This is a genomic window from Pseudomonas sp. BO3-4 (assembly GCF_034044115.1).
Classification (GTDB): Bacteria; Pseudomonadota; Gammaproteobacteria; order Pseudomonadales; family Pseudomonadaceae; genus Aquipseudomonas; species Aquipseudomonas alloputida.
This window is the reverse complement of sequence record NZ_CP139018.1, coordinates 787,095-803,162: the sequence shown is the minus strand read 5'-3', so window position 1 is coordinate 803,162 and position 16,068 is coordinate 787,095. Positions and strand designations below refer to the sequence as shown.

Below are 16,068 nucleotides of genomic sequence, written 5' to 3'. Positions count from 1 at the left end.
CAGCCTTTTTTCACGTTTTTTTCACAACGCAAAGCTTTGCACATCGTCGGACTTATGCCACAGCACAGGTAGGATTTTTCTTAAGGCTTCTGGGTCAGCGCTTGTCCAGAAGCGTGCAGCGCCGGCCGGGCCTTCGGCCAATAGATCATTGGCACCCAGCAGCCGTTGCAACTGACGCGCCACGGCCGCGCCGGTGTCGATGATGGCCACGTCATCCGGGACCATGCCGGCCAGCAATGGGCGAAGGAAAGGGTAATGGGTGCAGCCGAGGATCAGCGTATCGCAACCTGCAGCCAGTAGCGGCTGCACATAACCTTGCAGCAGCTGGCGCACCGCTGGGCTTACAAGGTCACCGGCTTCGATCAGCTCGACCAGCCCCGGGCAAGGCTGGGTAATAACCTGTACGTTGTTGGCGAAGCGGTCGAGCAAGGCTGCGAACTTGGCACTCTGCAGGGTACCGGTGGTGGCCAGCACACCGACCACGCCCGAGCGGGTGGCTGCCGCTGCAGGCTTGACGGCCGGTTCCATGCCCACCAACGGCCAGGTCGGATACAACTCACGCAGGTCAGCCACTGCCGCCACCGTGGCAGTGTTGCAGGCCAACACCATGGCCTTTGCGCCTTGTTCATGGAAGAACCCGGCAATGTGCCGGCAGCGCTCGCGGATATAGTCCGGCGACTTCTCACCGTAGGGTATATGCCCGCAATCGCCCACATACAGCAACGTTTCGTTGGGCAGCAGGCGCTGGATCTCGGCCAGCACCGACAAACCGCCAACCCCCGAGTCCATGACGCCGATCGGCGCCGAGCGCTCAGCCATCGCGCTTACCACAGACCGTGCAAGCCGGGTCGCGCTTGACACGAAGCTCGCGGATACGGGTGCCGAGGGCATCGATCAACAGCAAGCGGCCGACCAACGGCTCACCGAAGCCAGCCAGCAACTTCATCGCCTCCAGCGCCTGCAGGCTACCCACCAGCCCCACCAGCGGGCCAATGACGCCAGCTTCGCTGCAGGTCAGTTCGGCTTCGCTACCATGCCCGTACAGGCAGTGGTAGCACGGGCTGTAGTCGCGCCGCGGGTCGAACACCGACAGTTGGCCTTCCAGACGGATTGCCGCTCCGCTGACCAGCGGCTTGCCGGCGGCGACACAGGCAGCGTTGACCGCCTCGCGGGTAGAGAAATTGTCGGAGCAGTCCAATACCAGGTCGACTGCCGACACCGCAGCCGCCAGCGAGTCCTCGTCCAGTGCCTGGCGGTGAGCAACCAGACTGACTTCCGGGTTGATTGCCTGCAAGCGCTGCAAGGCCGAGTCGACCTTGCTCATGCCGACGCTGGCACTGTCGTGGATAACCTGGCGTTGCAGGTTGGTCAGGTCGACGGTGTCGAAGTCGGCCAGGTGCAGCTCACCCACGCCAGCAGCGGCCAGGTACAGGGCGACTGGCGAGCCCAGGCCACCCAGCCCGATGATCAGCGCTTTGCTCTGTTTGAGCCGCAGCTGGCCATCGATGTCGATCTGGGCCAGCAGCACCTGGCGGCTGTAACGCAGCAGTTCCTGATCACTCAGCATGGCAGTCGCCCCAGGGTAATGCGTTCATGGCCGCCCAGGTCCGTGCGGCTGGCCACCTCGATAAAGCCATGTTCAGCCAGCAGAGCACGTACCGCTGCCGCCTGATCGTAGCCATGTTCCAGCAGCAGCCAACCACCTGGCAACAAGTGCGCGGGGGCCTGGGCGGCGATCACGCGAAGGTCGTCCAGGCCATCGGCACCGGCCACCAGGGCACTGCTGGGTTCGAAGCGCACGTCGCCGGCCACCAGGTGCGGGTCTTCAGCGGCGATGTAGGGCGGGTTGCTGACAATGAGGTCGAAACGCTCCCCGGTCAGGCTGTCGAACCAGTGGCTTACCCGTACCCGAGCGTTGGCCAGGCCTAACCGCTGGCGGTTGCGCTCGGCGAGGGCAGCAGCCTCCTCCACCCGGTCAACCGCTGTCACCTGCCAGGCCGGGCGCTCGCTGGCCAGCGCCAGAGCGATGGCCCCCGTACCCGTACCCAGGTCGAGAACCTTGGCTGGCGAAGCGGGTTGCAGTTCAAGCGCCGTCTCGACCAGCAGTTCGGTATCCGGCCGCGGGATCAGGGTATGCGGCGCGACCTCCAGGTCGATCTTCCAGAAGCCCTGCAGCCCAAGGATATAGGCCACTGGCTCGCCGCCACGGCGGCGCTGCAGGTAGCCGGCATAGGTCTCGGCATCTTCGCTGCTGACGATACGCTCGGGCCAGGTATGCAAGTAGCTGCGCGATTTACCGATGGCCGCAGCCAGCAGCAGTTCGGCATCCAGGCGCTCAGTGGGCGATTCAGGCAACTGCGCGTTGCGCAACAGGCTGGCGATGACAGTCATCAGTCCCCCAAGGCGGCCAGTTGATCGGCCTGGTATTCGGCCAGCAGCGGTTCGATCACCGCGTCTACGCCACCGCTGAGGATGTCGTCCAACGAATACAAGGTCAGGTTGATGCGGTGATCGGTCACCCGCCCCTGTGGATAATTGTAGGTGCGGATGCGCTCGGAGCGGTCACCGGACCCCACCAGCAGCTTGCGCTCACTGGCAATGGCGTTCTGCGCGGCACTGGTCTGCATATCGTTCAGCTTGGCCGACAGCCAGGACATGGCGCGAGCACGGTTCTTGTGCTGCGAGCGCTCCTCCTGGCATTCGACCACGATACCGGTGGGCAAGTGGGTGATACGGATCGCCGAATCGGTCTTGTTGACGTGCTGGCCGCCGGCACCGGAGGCACGGTAGGTGTCCACGCGCAAGTCGGCCGGGTTGATTTCGATGGCGGCTTGCTCGTCCGGCTCGGGGAGCACCGCCACCGTGCACGCGGAAGTGTGGACACGGCCTTGGGACTCGGTCTCGGGCACACGCTGAACCCGGTGTGCACCGGACTCGAACTTGAGCTTGCCGTAGACATTCTCGCCCTCGACGCGGGCAATGATTTCCTTGTAGCCGCCGTGCTCGCCTTCGTTCTCGGACAAGATTTCCAGGCGCCAGCCGCGCTTTTCGGCGTAGCGCGAATACATGCGGAACAGGTCACCAGAGAAGATGGCTGCCTCGTCGCCACCCGTACCGGCGCGGATTTCCAGAAACACGTTGCGACCGTCGTTGGGGTCTTTGGGCAGCAGCATGCGCTGCAGCTGCGCCTCCAGCGTCAGCAGTTGCTCCTTGGCTTCACGCACCTCTTCCACGGCCATTTCACGCAGGTCCGGGTCACTGTCCTTGAGCAGCGCCTGGGCACCTTCGAGGTCGTCCTGGACTTTGCGCCACTCTTTATAAGCAGCGTAGACCGGCTCTACCTCGGCATACTCGCGGGAGTAGGCGCGAAAACGCGTCTGGTCGGAAATAACCTCGGCGTCACCGAGCAGGGCGGTGAGTTCTTCGAAACGGTCCTGGAGGATTTCCAGTTTGTTCAGCAGCGACGCTTTCATTGCGGGGATTTGTCCGTGGAGCCCTCATTGAGGGCAAAGAGTTCCTGGGCCATGGCCAGCGCATCGAGGCGGCCCTCGGCCGAGAGCTTTTTCAGCTGCACGCTGGGCGCATGCAGGAGTTTGTTGGTCAGGCCCCGGGCCAGCTGGGCCAGCACGTCTTCGGGGTTGCCGCCATTGGCCAGCAGGCGCAGGGCCTTTTGCAGTTCTTCGTCGCGAAGGCGCTCACTTTGCTGGCGATAGGCCCTGAGCACGTCCACTGCCGCCAGTTCGCGCAGGCGCAGCATGAAGTCCTCGGCGCCCACGGATACCAGCTCTTCGGCCGCCTGAGCCGCCCCCTGGCGGCTCTTGAGGTTTTCTGCCACTACATCGTGCAGGTCGTCGACGGTGTACAGGTAGACATCGTCCAGCTCGCCTACTTCGGTTTCGATATCGCGAGGTACAGCGATGTCGACCATGAAGATCGGCTTGTGTCGGCGCTGTTTCAGTGCGCTCTCGACCGCGCCCTTGCCCAGGATCGGCAACTGGCTGGCGGTGGAACTGATCACGATGTCACTGTTGGCCAGTTCCTGGGGGATGTCTGCCAGCAGCACGGCATGCGCACCGAACTGCTCGGCCAGGATGCTGGCACGCTCCAGGGTGCGGTTGGCCACCACGATACGGCGTACGCCCTGCTCGTGCAGGTGGCGGGCGACCAGGGTGATGGTTTCGCCGGCACCGATCAGCAGGGCCTGGCTGCGGCCCAGGTCGGCGAAAATCTGCTTGGCCAGGCTGACCGCGGCGAACGCAACCGAAACCGGGTTTTCACCGATGGCCGTATCGGTACGCACCTGCTTGGCGGCGCTGAAGGTGGCCTGGAACAGGCGCCCAAGCAACGGCCCGACAGTACCGGCTTCGCGGGCCACGGCGTAGGCGGACTTCATCTGGCCCAGGATCTGAGGCTCGCCGAGAACCAGCGAGTCCAGGCCCGAGGCCACGCGCATCATGTGCTTCACGGCTTCGTGCTCTTCATGCACGTAGGCGCTGGCGCGCAGCTCGTCGAGGCTGAGGCGGTGATAGTCGGCCAGCCACTGCAGCACGGCGTCGGCGGACAGGTGGTCCTGCTCTATATAGAGCTCACTGCGGTTGCAGGTCGACAGGATCGCCGCCTCGCGGCTGGACGTCAGTCTGCAGAGCTGCTGCAGGGCGTCTACCAGCTGCTCTGGGGTAAACGCCACGCGCTCGCGTACGTCTACCGAGGCAGTCTTATGGTTGATACCAAGTGCAAGAAAGGCCATGCAAGGTCGCTGGTTGTGACGGGAAGCCGATAATTGTCCTCTTTCGCAGGTTTCAGGACAACCACCGTTCGCTATTGTGCTGATAGTCCTGCGGCTATCGCCGCTCGCGGGCCAGCATCAACGTTGATTTCAGGTTTCACTCCCGCTTTTGATCTGCTTCTGATCTTCGCGACTTCAGGAGGCCGAACGCAGTCCTTGCCAGTTAAAGACTGTTACCTATGTGCGTGAACTGATTTGTAACCCATGTGGGTGAGCCATACCGGCGAAAAGGTGAGTCAGCGTCGCCATCGCAAATGGACGGTTCGCCGAGTCAAAACAGACGAGTTTGCTTCTTGCTTCTTGCTTCTTGCTTCTTGGATGTGAGCATCCACATTAAATAGGTATTCATTCGCGAAGGTGGCGCGTAGTCACCTTTCCGCCCTTACGGCGGGTTACTTTGGTCGTGGCCAAAGTAACCAAAGCCGTCGGCTCCCATCATCCGGCCCCTACGCTACGCTCCGGGGTCCCCTCGCTCCGGGCTTGCTCCCGGGAGGACCGCGCTGCAGGCCCCATCCTGGGGCCCAGCGCTTGACGGGCATCCATGCCCGTCACCTCCCTCCGTAAGCCCTGCGCTCGGCCTCCTGAAGTCGCAATCTGCGTCGCCCGGACTACCGCGCGCTTAGAAGCAAAAGCCAAAGCAAGAGCAAGAGCAAGAGCAAGAGCAAGAGCAACGACGTTCTTCCAGGTACACCAGGCCGAGGGCAGCCATGCCGGCGTATCCTTATCCAGATGACTGGGCAGAACCTCACCGAATGCATCGGCGGTGCCGGCCGATCACCGAATTCGCTTCTCGCTTTTGATCTTGCTTCTAAGCGCGCGGTAGGCCAGGCGACGCAGATTGCGACTTCAGGAGGCCGAGTGGAGGCATTGCGGAGGGAGATGACGGGCATGGATGCCCGTCAAGCGCTGAGGCCCCATGGATGGGGCCTGCAGCGCGTGCTCCCGGGAGCAAGGCCGGAGCGAGGGGACCCCGGAGCGCAGCGTAGGGGCCGGATGATGGGAGCCGACGGTTTTTGGTCCCTTTTTGCCACGACAAAAAGGGACCCGCCGTAAAGGCGGAAAGGTGAGTCGGCGTCGCCATCGCAAACGGACTGTACGCCCGATCAGAACCAGCGCTTAAGCTTTTGAGCTTTTGAGCTTTTGAGCTTTTGAGCTTTTGAGCTTTTGGGCTTTTGGGTTGTGCGCTTTCACATCAAGTAGACATTCATTCACGATGTAGGCGCCTATTCACCTTTCCGCCCTTCCGGCGGGTTACTTTGGTCGTGGCCAAAGTAACCAAAACCGTCGGCTCCCATCATCCGGCCCCTACGCTCCGCTCCGGGGTCCCCTCGCTCCGGGCTAGCTCCCGGGAGGACCGCGCTGCAGGCCCCATCCTGGGACCCAGCGCTTGACGGGCATCCATGCCCGTCACCTCCCTCCGCAAGCCCTGCGCTCGGCCTCCTGAAGTCGCAATCTGCGTCGCCTGAACTACCGCGCGCTTAGAAGCAGAAGCAGAAGCAGAAGCAGAAGCAGAAGCAGAAGCAGAAGCAGAAGCAGAACAACAGCACGAACGCTGGGCATCGTGGCCAGCCTGGGGCGAACCCTGCGCGCGCAGTGCGGTCTGCATAGGCTAAGCGTAGCTTCATACCTTCGCAGGTGGGTTTGCCTACGCGCTTGTGTCATCATGCTCCGACCGCCGGTGAGTCCTCCTAATAAGCCTTTCTATGAACAAACCATACGCATTGCTGCTTGCCTTCGCCCTGCTCCAGGGCTGCCAGAGCCTGGCCCCGCAAAAGGCCGAGCCTCCCGTCGCCGAAGCTGGCAAGGCAGAGGCGGAAAAGCCCGTGGTGTATGGTTCGTTCAAGCAGGACACACTCTATAGCCTGTTGGTGGCAGAGCTGGCCGGCCAGCGCAACCGTTTCGACATCGCCCTGGCCAACTACACCGATCAGGCGGCAAAAACCCAGGACCCAGCAGTTTCCGAGCGCGCCTACCGCATTGCCGAGTACCTCGGCGCCGACGAGCCGTCACTGGAGAATGCACTGGTCTGGGCGCGCAACGATCCGCAGAACCTCGACGCCCAGCGCGCCGCCGCCATCCAGCTGGCCCGCGCCGGCCGCTATGACGAGTCCATGGCCTACATGGAAAAGGTACTGCAGGGCCAGGGCGACACCCACTTCGACTTCCTCGCCCTGTCCGCAGCCGAAACCGACCAGAGCACCCGCGACGGCCTGCTGCAAAGTTTCGAACGCCTGCTGGTGAAATACCCCGACAACGGCCAGCTGATATTCGGCAAGGCCCTGCTGCTGAACCAGGACGGCAAGACCGAAGAAGCCCTGGAACTGCTTGAGTCGCACCCGGCACAAAACGGCGAAGTCGCCCCGATCCTGCTGCGCGCCCGTCTGCTACAGGCCCTGGACCGTGGTCCAGAGGCCCTGCCACTGCTGCGCGGGGCGATTCGCGACAACCCGGACGACAAACGCCTGCGCCTCACCTACGCTCGCACCCTGGTCGAACAGGACCGTATCGCCGATGCCAAAGGCGAGTTCATCAGCCTGGTCCAGCAATACCCCGATGATGACGAATTGCGCTACTCGCTGGCGCTGGTGTGCCTGGAGAACAAAGACTGGGATGAAGCCGAAGGCTACTTGCAGGAGCTGATCGAGCGCGACAGCTACGTTGACGCCGCGCACCTGAACCTGGGCCGCATCCACGAGGAGCGCCACGACCCTGCTGGCGCTCTGGATGAATACGCCCTGGTCGGCCCAGGCCCAGACTACCTGCCGGCACAGCTGCGTCAGGCCGACATCCTGATCGCCAACGGTCGCGGCAGCGATGCCTCGCGCCTGCTGGCCGAAGCACGCGAAGCCCAGCCAGACTACGCCATCCAGCTATTCCTGATCGAATCGGAAAGCTACAGCAACAACAACAAGGACGCCCAGGCCAATCAGGTGCTGCAGCAAGCCATCCAGCGCTACCCGGACGACCTCAACCTGCTTTACACCCGCGCCATGCTGGCCGAGAAGCGCAACGATTTGACGCAGATGGAAAAAGACCTGCGCGCCATCATCGCCCGCGAGCCAGAAAACGCCATGGCCCTGAACGCCCTGGGCTACACCCTGGCCGACCGCACCACCCGCTATGCCGAAGCCAAGGCACTGATCGACAAGGCCCACCAATTGACCCCCGATGACCCGGCAGTGCTCGACAGCCTGGGTTGGGTCAACTATCGCCTGGGCAACCTCGACGTCGCTGAAACCTACCTGCGCCAGGCCTTTGCCAACTTCCCCGACCACGAAGTGGCCGCCCACCTGGGCGAAGTACTGTGGGCCAACGGCAAGCGCCGCGAAGCTCGCCATGTATGGGCCAAGGGCTTCGAGGCCCAGGCCGACAGCCCTATCCTGCGCAAGACCCTATTGCGCCTGACCGGATCCGAGACTCTTTAACGCCATGTTCCTGCGCCATTGCATCACCTTTACCATGATCGCCCTGCTGGCCGGCTGTGCCGGCTTCGGTAGCCGCGAGGCCCTGCAGGGCCACGGCGACCCGCAGCAGTGGCGCGCCCACAAAGCGCAGCTGAGCAGCCTCGATGGCTGGCAGATCAACGGCAAGGTCGGTATCCGTGCCCCGCGCGATTCCGGCAGCGGCACGCTGTTCTGGCTGCAACGTCAGGACTATTACGACATTCGCCTGGCCGGCCCGCTGGGCCGTGGCGCCGCACGCCTTACCGGCCGCCCGGGTGGCGTGGTGCTGGAAGTGGCCAACCAGGGCCGCTACGAAGCCACCAGCCCAGAAGCGCTGCTGGAAGAGCAACTGGGCTGGCAACTGCCGGTTTCGCACCTGGTCTGGTGGGTGCGCGGCCTGCCCGCCCCCGACAGCAAGAGCAAGCTGACCCTGGATGGCGACAGCCGCCTGGCCAGCCTCGACCAGGATGGCTGGCAGGTGCAGTACCTGAGCTACACCGAACAGAACGGCTACTGGTTGCCCGAGCGCCTGAAGCTGCACGGCAAAGACCTGGACGTGACCCTGGTGGTCAAGGACTGGCAGCCGCGCCAGCTGGGGCATTGATCGCATGCAAAAGCTCACCCTGCCCGCCCCGGCCAAGCTCAACCTGTGGCTGCACATCATCGGCCGCCGCGCAGACGGTTACCACGAACTGGAAACGGTGTTTCAGTTTCTAGACCATGGCGACGAACTGAGTTTTGCCCTGCGTGACGATGGCGTGATCCGCTTGCACACCGAGATCGAGGCCGTCCCCCACGACAGCAACCTGATCGTACGGGCCGCGCGCATGTTGCAAGCACAATCGGGCACCACGCTTGGCGCCGACATCTGGCTGACCAAGGTACTGCCCATGGGCGGAGGTATCGGCGGTGGCAGCTCGGACGCCGCGACCACCCTGCTCGCCCTGGCCCACCTGTGGCAACTGGACTGGGACGAAGACCGCCTGGCCGCACTGGGGCTTAGCCTGGGCGCCGATGTGCCGGTGTTCGTACGCGGCCACGCAGCATTCGCGCAGGGCGTAGGCGAACAACTGACCCCGGTCGACCCGATCGAACCCTGGTATGTCGTGCTGGTGCCGCAAGTGTCTGTCAGCACAGTAGAAATTTTTTCACATCCACAGTTGACACGTGATTCTCTCCCCCTTAAGATGCGCCCCGTTCCCGAGGGAAACAGTCGAAATGACTGCCAACCGGTGGTAGAGCAGAATTACCCAGAAGTTCGCAAAGCGTTGAATTCACTGGGAAAATTCACTGAGGCTCGACTAACCGGCACTGGAAGTTGTGTGTTTGGGGCCTTCCCAAGCAAAGCCGAAGCTGATAAAGTTCTGGCCCTTCTTTCAGAGACCCAAACAGGGTTTGTGGCGAAAGGAAGCAATATTTCGATGTTGCATCGCAAGCTGCAAAGTCTGGTCAAGAAGTCGAGCGCATGAGCGTTCGCAGCAACAGATACAGGGGCGTCGCCAAGCGGTAAGGCAGCAGGTTTTGATCCTGCCATGCGTTGGTTCGAATCCAGCCGCCCCTGCCATTTTCCTTATACTCATCCAGGTATACCCTCAGCCTTCAGGTACTGCGCGTGTCCAAGATGATGGTCTTTACGGGGAACGCTAACCCCGATCTGGCTCGGCGTGTCGTACGTCAGCTGCATATCCCTCTCGGTGACGTCTCTGTCGGTAAATTCTCCGACGGCGAGATCAGTACTGAGATCAATGAAAATGTTCGCGGTAAAGACGTTTTCATTATTCAGCCGACCTGTGCCCCGACCAACGATAACCTGATGGAACTGGTAGTGATGGCCGACGCCTTCCGCCGCTCCTCAGCATCCCGAATCACCGCCGTGATTCCCTACTTCGGATATGCCCGCCAGGACCGCCGTCCGCGTTCGGCACGTGTAGCCATCAGCGCCAAAGTTGTTGCTGACATGCTCACTGTCGTAGGTATCGACCGTGTACTCACCGTCGACCTGCACGCTGACCAGATCCAAGGCTTCTTCGATATCCCCGTCGACAACATCTACGGCTCGCCCGTACTGGTTGACGACATCGAAGACCAGCGTTTCGAGAACCTGATGATCGTCTCCCCGGACATCGGTGGTGTCGTGCGCGCACGCGCTGTCGCCAAGTCCCTGGGCGTCGATCTGGGTATCATCGACAAACGCCGCGAAAAGGCTAACCACTCCGAGGTTATGCACATCATCGGCGACGTCGAAGGGCGCACCTGCATCCTGGTAGACGACATGGTCGACACCGCCGGCACCCTGTGCCACGCGGCCAAAGCCCTGAAAGAGCACGGCGCTGCCAAGGTTTACGCCTATTGCACGCACCCTGTCCTGTCGGGCCGCGCCATCGAGAACATCGAGAAGTCGGTACTGGACGAGCTGGTGGTGACCAACACCGTTCCGCTGTCCGCCGCTGCTCAAGCCTGTGATCGTATCCGCCAGCTGGATATCGCACCGGTTGTCGCTGAAGCGGTACGCCGCATCAGCAACGAAGAATCGATCAGCGCGATGTTCCGCTAAGCGGGACACGTGTTGATGTGAAGCGCCCCGCCCCAACCTGTGTTGGGGCGGGGCTTTTTTGCCATCCCCGTTGGCGCTGGTCGCAAACGCCCTCGGGGGGCTATTTTGGAGAAACAAAATGACTGATTTTATTCTGAACGCCCAAGCGCGTACTGACCTGGGGAAAGGTGCGAGCCGCCGCCTGCGTCACTCGCTGAGCATCCCAGCCGTTGTCTACGGTGGTGATAAAGAAGCTCAATCCCTGACCATCCTGGCCAAGGAAATCACCAAGCTGTTCGAAAACGAAGCTGCCTTCAGCCACGTTATCGAACTGAACGTTGACGGTGTTAAGCAGAACGTCATCATCAAGGCCATGCAGCGCCACCCAGCCAAGCAGTTCATCATGCACGCTGACTTCGTTCGCGTCGTTGCTGGCCAGAAGCTGACCGCCAAGGTTCCGGTTCACTTCATCAACGAAGAAGCCCCGGTCAAGAAAGGCGGCGAGATCTCCCACGTTGAGTCCGAGATCGAAGTTTCCTGCGAAGCCAAAGACCTGCCTGAGTTCATCGAAGTTGACCTGGGCAACGCCGAAATCGGCACCATCATCCACCTGTCGGACCTGAAAGCTCCGAAAGGCGTAGAGTTCGTTGCTCTGGCCCACGGTGATGACAAAGCTGTTGCCAACGTTCACGCTCCACGCGTTGCTCCAGAAGCAGAAGGCGCTGCCGAGTAATCCACTCGCACGCCGGCGTTGATCGGGTTACAGTGCCGCGCGCACTGTAACCCACCAACTCCAAGGAAGAGCCCCTGACGTGACCGCCATCCAGTTGATCGTTGGCCTGGGTAACCCCGGCCCCGAATACGAACAGACCCGGCATAACGCAGGGGCTCTTTTCGTTGAACGCCTTGCCAGCGCCCAGCGTGTTTCGCTGACCGCTGACAAAAAGTATTTCGGCCTGACGGCTAAATTCAGCCATCAGGGCAACGACGTTCGTTTGTTGATCCCCACCACCTACATGAACCGCAGCGGCCAGTCCGTAGCGGCCTTGGCCAATTTCTTCCGCATCAAGCCGGAAGCGATACTGGTGGCACACGACGAACTCGATCTGCCCCCGGGCGTTGCCAAGCTCAAGCGCGGCGGCGGCCATGGTGGGCACAACGGCCTGCGCGACATCATCGCGCAGCTCGGTAACCAGAACGACTTCCACCGCCTGCGGCTTGGCATTGGCCACCCGGGTGACGCCAAACTGGTATCCAACTTCGTCCTGGGCCGCGCGCCGCGCGCCGAGCAGGAGAAGCTCGACGCCAGCATCGATTTTGCCCTCGGCGTGCTGCCGGACGTGCTTGCCGGCGATTTCGCCAAGGCGATGCGCGAGCTGCACAGCCAGAAGGCCTGATTTCCTTTAGAGAGGGGAATACCCATGGGTTTCAATTGCGGCATCGTCGGCCTGCCCAACGTCGGCAAGTCCACCCTGTTCAACGCCCTGACCAAGTCTGGCATCGCGGCGGAGAATTTCCCTTTCTGCACCATCGAGCCGAACAGCGGCATCGTGCCTATGCCCGACGCTCGCCTGGCTGCGCTGGCTGAAATCGTCAAGCCAAACCGCATCCTGCCGACCACCATGGAATTCGTCGACATCGCCGGCCTGGTTGCCGGTGCCTCGAAAGGCGAAGGCCTGGGCAACAAGTTCCTCGCCAACATCCGCGAGACCGACGCCATTGCCCACGTGGTGCGCTGCTTCGAAGACGAGAACGTGATCCACGTTTCCAACAGCGTCGACCCCAAGCGTGACATCGAGATCATCGACCTCGAACTGATCTTCGCCGACCTCGACAGCTGCGAAAAGCAACTGCAGAAGGTAGCCCGCAACGCCAAGGGCGGCGACAAGGATGCCTTGGCGCAAAAGGCCATTCTGGAAAAGCTGATCCCGCACTTTACCGAAGGCAAGCCTGCGCGCAGCCTGATGAAGCACATGGCTGACGACGAAAAGGCCGTCATCCGTGGCTTCCACTTGCTGACCAGCAAACCGGTGATGTACATCGCCAACGTGGCCGAAGACGGCTTCGACAACAACCCGCACCTGGACGTGGTCAAGGCCATTGCCGAGGAAGAAGGCGCGGTCGTGGTGCCGGTGTGCAACAAGATCGAAGCAGAAATCGCCGAGCTGGAAGACGGTGAAGAGAAGGACATGTTCCTCGAGGCCCTGGGCCTGGAAGAGCCTGGCCTGAACCGCGTGATCCGCGCCGGTTACGAGCTGCTGAACCTGCAGACCTACTTCACTGCCGGCGTGCAGGAAGTACGCGCCTGGACCGTTCGCGTCGGAGCCACTGCCCCGCAGGCAGCCGGCGTTATCCACACCGACTTCGAAAAAGGCTTCATCCGCGCTGAAGTGGTGGCCTATGACGACTTCATCCAGTTCAAGGGTGAAGCCGGTGCCAAGGAAGCCGGTAAGTGGCGTCTGGAAGGCAAGGATTACATCGTCAAAGACGGCGACGTGATGCACTTCCGCTTCAACGTCTAAGCGTTAGCCTGCTGTAACTACAAACCCTTGAGGTCTGCACCTCAGGGGTTTTGTTTTTCTGGGATGCAGGGTGGGAACATTCGTTCTACCGTATTCCCATGGGTAGCCGCCTGCCCCCAGTCATCAAAGACCGCTGCGACCGATAGAGGCGCCACCATCTACGTAGATTGTCTGCCCGGTAATGAAAGCACTGCGATCCCCGAGCAGGAAGGTGACTGCCGAAGCGACCTCGTGTGGCTGCCCGAGCCGCCCCATCGGCACGCCGTCGATATAGGCGGCTTCGCCAGCACTGCCTACCGGGTTACCACTGCGGAACAGTTCGGTCTCGATCGGCCCTGGAGCAACTGCATTAACCGTGATTCCTGTCTGGGCCAGTTCCAGCGCCCAACTGCGAGTGAAGCTGACCAGCGCTGCCTTTGCAGCGGCGTAAGAAGTGCGCTGACGAATGCCGAGCACGGTCAGGCTGGAGATATTCACCACGCGGCCCCAGCAGCGCTCGCGCATCCCTGGCAGCAGCGCTTGGGTCGCCTGCAGCGCGGGATGCAGGTTGACCCGCATTACTTCGTCGAAGCTTGCCAGGTCAATTTCGCCCAGTGGCTGGGGACGGACCAGGCCCACATTGTTTACCAGGCCGTCGAATGCATAGCGTTTGGTCAAGTCGGCCAGTGTCGCAATCAAACGCTCTGAGTCGCTCAAGTCGGTGGCGATCAGTTCGCCGGGGAAGCTGGCATCCGCAGCCTGGCGGGCGATACCAACGACTTGATGGCCCTCCTCCACCAGTTGCTCGGAGATTGCCCGGCCGATGCCTTTGCTGGCTCCTGTAACAAGAAAAGTACGTTGCGTCATGGCGTGTCTCTACCGTTAGTGTTTTTGCAGACGATGCAATATGGCTTGGCCCACCTGGGCCGCTGACGCCGGGTTCTGCCCAGTGATCAATTCGCGGTCGATGACAACATTAGGCGCCCACGGCGATGAGTTGCTCTGATACTGCCCACCGGCGCGCTCCAGGGCGGTCTGCGGATAGAACTTCATCTGCCCTCCGCCGAGCAGGCCCTTGGCCTGTTCTTCTTCCTGATTGCTGATGACTGTCATGCGATAGCCGGCATAAATCCAGTCTTCGGGCGTTGCTGTCCGGTTCCCGCTCTCCAGTGCCTGGATCAGCTTCTGCGGCCGTTCCAGCGCCGAGAGCAGAGCAATGGGACCGTGGCAAACCAGCGCGGTGGTTTTACCCTCGGCGTGGAAAGCGCGAAGCAGACGCCCCAGCGCCGGGTCGGCGAGCAGGTCTTGCATCGGGGCGTGGCCGCCAGGCACATAGACTGCATCGAAGTTGCCATAACCAATCTGCTCCACGCGGGACAGGCTGATCACCGGCGAATGCTTCGCAGAAGTAAGCTGCAGCTGATCCAGCAGCGCCTGATATTGCTCCAGTTGCTTCGGATCGTTGCCGAAGTACTGGGCCGCGGCCGAGCTGCGGTCCAACGTCGGCGCGCGACCGAGGGGAGTAGCGAAGGTAACTTGATGGCCTGCGTCCAGCAGCGTTTTGGTCGGCTCCAGCAGTTCGTTGAGGTAGAAACCGGTTGCAAATGCCTTGCCGTCGCGAAGCTCCAGGTGGCTCTCGTCAGACAGTACCACAAGGACGTTCGCCGCATGAGCGCCCAGACTCGCGCTGCCTATGACAGCAGCCAGGGCCAGTCGTTGGTAAGTGCGCATAGCATTCCCTCCATTCAGGCACAGGCGGGATGCCGTGCACTGACCGACACTTTATTGGCGATCAGACAAGCGATAAATTGGGCCTGTAGAAAAGCATTTTTGCTTTGGAGAACAAAATGGCGCGACGGTTTGGTCACCTGGGGGATGTCGAGGCGCTGCTGGAAGTGGTCGAACGTGGCTCGCTCAGTGCGGCAGCGGTGGCCTTGGCGACCACCCCGTCGGTGGTTAGTCGGGCCATTTCGCGGCTTGAGTTGCACCTGGGGGTGCAGTTACTACGCCGCACCACGCGTCGCTTGAGCCTCACCGACAGTGGCCTGGAATACGTCGAGCAGGCGCGCGCTGCGTTCCAGCAGATCGCCAGCGCAGAGCAAGCCCTGAGCGGCCATGGCGAAGTATAGGGCCGTGTGCGCCTGAGCGCACCGACCACTTATGGGCATCACCGGTTGCCGGCCATGCTGGCAGCCTTCGCCCTGCGCTATCCGAAAGTGCAGGTCGAGTTGAACATCACCAATCGTAATGTCGACCTGGTGGCCGAAGGGTATGACCTGGCTATTCGCCTTGGCGACCTGCCGGACAGTAGCCTGGTGGCGCGTCGGCTAGAGGAGGCTCGACTATGCCTGGTGGCCGCGCCAGCTTACCTCGCGCGTGCCGGCAGGCCGCAATCACTGGCGGAACTGGCCGGACACAACTGCCTGCCTTTCATCATGCCCAGCAATGGCAGGCCAGGCGTTTGGCAGTTCCGTCAAGGAGAGGAGGAACTGCTCTTCGTTCCGCAGGGAAATCCGGTGGTGGCGGACGATGTGCTGGGGTGCATCTCACTGGCCGAGCAAGGTGTCGGGATCTGCCAGACCTACGAGTTCATAGTCGCAGAACGCCTGCAGCGGGGCCGGTTGGTGCGCTTGCTGGAGGATTACGAGGGGGCCCGACGGCCCTTCTCGGTCATCTATCCGCCACATCGCCAGCTGTCGGGGGCCAGCAGGGCATTGATCGATTCTTTGATGACAACGGGCCGCAAAGCGGCACTCGATCCCAGCATCTAAGCTGAGGTTCAGCGCCCTTCTCGCCCAGAGCCGA

The 16,068-nt window shown here is 61.8% G+C and carries 14 protein-coding genes, 1 tRNA gene and 1 pseudogene; 9 read left to right on the top strand and 7 right to left on the bottom strand.

Annotated elements, in window-relative coordinates; translation table 11 throughout:
• Window positions 1-21 precede the first annotated feature (21 nt).
• The 5 genes from murI to hemA are packed head-to-tail and all read right to left on the bottom strand — an operon-like array spanning window position 22 to window position 4,747.
• A complete protein-coding gene (gene murI, locus REH59_RS03715; protein WP_014859518.1) occupies window positions 22-819 on the bottom strand; it encodes a glutamate racemase in 798 nt (265 codons plus the stop codon).
• Complete coding sequence (locus REH59_RS03710; protein ID WP_014859519.1) at window positions 812-1,567, bottom strand: molybdopterin-synthase adenylyltransferase MoeB; 756 nt, start codon at window positions 1,565-1,567, stop codon at window positions 812-814. The genes murI and REH59_RS03710 overlap by 8 nt, the downstream gene beginning before the upstream one ends.
• Complete coding sequence (gene prmC / locus REH59_RS03705) at window positions 1,561-2,391, bottom strand: peptide chain release factor N(5)-glutamine methyltransferase (RefSeq protein ID WP_014859520.1); 831 nt, start codon at window positions 2,389-2,391, stop codon at window positions 1,561-1,563. Before prmC ends, REH59_RS03710 begins: the two co-directional genes overlap by 7 nt.
• Window positions 2,391-3,473 carry a peptide chain release factor 1 gene (gene prfA / locus REH59_RS03700; protein WP_003247392.1) on the bottom strand — a complete coding sequence of 361 codons (1,083 nt, stop codon included), beginning with the start codon at window positions 3,471-3,473 and terminating at the stop codon, window positions 2,391-2,393. Before prfA ends, prmC begins: the two co-directional genes overlap by 1 nt.
• On the bottom strand, window positions 3,470-4,747 hold the full coding sequence (hemA, locus tag REH59_RS03695; protein ID WP_003247394.1) for a glutamyl-tRNA reductase: 1,278 nt from the start codon (window positions 4,745-4,747) through the stop codon (window positions 3,470-3,472). The genes prfA and hemA overlap by 4 nt, the downstream gene beginning before the upstream one ends.
• A 1,742-nt stretch (window positions 4,748-6,489) precedes the next feature.
• On the opposite strand from hemA, the gene REH59_RS03690 reads away from it, so the two are divergent.
• The 8 genes from REH59_RS03690 to ychF all read left to right on the top strand — a co-directional run bounded on the left by REH59_RS03690 (window position 6,490) and on the right by ychF (window position 13,284).
• A complete protein-coding gene (locus REH59_RS03690; RefSeq protein ID WP_003247399.1) occupies window positions 6,490-8,211 on the top strand; it encodes a tetratricopeptide repeat protein in 1,722 nt (573 codons plus the stop codon).
• 4 nt (window positions 8,212-8,215) lie between these two features.
• Window positions 8,216-8,833, top strand: a complete 618-nt coding sequence (gene lolB / locus REH59_RS03685) for a lipoprotein insertase outer membrane protein LolB (protein WP_003247402.1) — start codon at window positions 8,216-8,218, stop codon at window positions 8,831-8,833.
• 4 nt (window positions 8,834-8,837) lie between these two features.
• The gene (gene ispE / locus REH59_RS03680; protein ID WP_014862059.1) at window positions 8,838-9,698 is read left to right on the top strand and encodes a 4-(cytidine 5'-diphospho)-2-C-methyl-D-erythritol kinase; all 861 of its coding nucleotides are present in this window, start codon (window positions 8,838-8,840) and stop codon (window positions 9,696-9,698) included.
• Window positions 9,699-9,718: 20 nt separating this feature from the next.
• Window positions 9,719-9,793, top strand: a tRNA-Gln gene (locus REH59_RS03675).
• 48 nt (window positions 9,794-9,841) lie between these two features.
• A complete protein-coding gene (locus tag REH59_RS03670) occupies window positions 9,842-10,783 on the top strand; it encodes a ribose-phosphate pyrophosphokinase (protein WP_003247410.1) in 942 nt (313 codons plus the stop codon).
• Window positions 10,784-10,901: 118 nt separating this feature from the next.
• Window positions 10,902-11,495, top strand: coding sequence for a 50S ribosomal protein L25/general stress protein Ctc (locus tag REH59_RS03665; RefSeq protein WP_003247411.1), 594 nt, complete (start codon window positions 10,902-10,904; stop codon window positions 11,493-11,495).
• Window positions 11,496-11,574: 79 nt separating this feature from the next.
• Window positions 11,575-12,159: an aminoacyl-tRNA hydrolase gene (gene pth / locus REH59_RS03660; RefSeq protein WP_003247413.1), complete on the top strand. Its 585-nt coding sequence runs from the start codon at window positions 11,575-11,577 to the stop codon at window positions 12,157-12,159.
• 24 nt (window positions 12,160-12,183) lie between these two features.
• Window positions 12,184-13,284 carry a redox-regulated ATPase YchF gene (gene ychF, locus REH59_RS03655; RefSeq protein WP_003247414.1) on the top strand — a complete coding sequence of 367 codons (1,101 nt, stop codon included), beginning with the start codon at window positions 12,184-12,186 and terminating at the stop codon, window positions 13,282-13,284.
• Between the two features lie 123 nt (window positions 13,285-13,407).
• On the opposite strand, the gene REH59_RS03650 is transcribed toward ychF, so the two are convergent.
• Window positions 13,408-14,130 carry an SDR family oxidoreductase gene (locus REH59_RS03650; RefSeq protein WP_014589659.1) on the bottom strand — a complete coding sequence of 241 codons (723 nt, stop codon included), beginning with the start codon at window positions 14,128-14,130 and terminating at the stop codon, window positions 13,408-13,410.
• 15 nt (window positions 14,131-14,145) lie between these two features.
• On the bottom strand, window positions 14,146-14,994 hold the full coding sequence (locus REH59_RS03645; RefSeq protein WP_014862060.1) for a type 1 glutamine amidotransferase domain-containing protein: 849 nt from the start codon (window positions 14,992-14,994) through the stop codon (window positions 14,146-14,148).
• A gap of 116 nt (window positions 14,995-15,110) precedes the next feature.
• On the opposite strand from REH59_RS03645, the pseudogene REH59_RS03640 reads away from it, so the two are divergent.
• A pseudogene (locus tag REH59_RS03640) lies at window positions 15,111-16,034 on the top strand (LysR family transcriptional regulator).
• The last annotated feature ends 34 nt before the right edge of the window (window positions 16,035-16,068 follow it).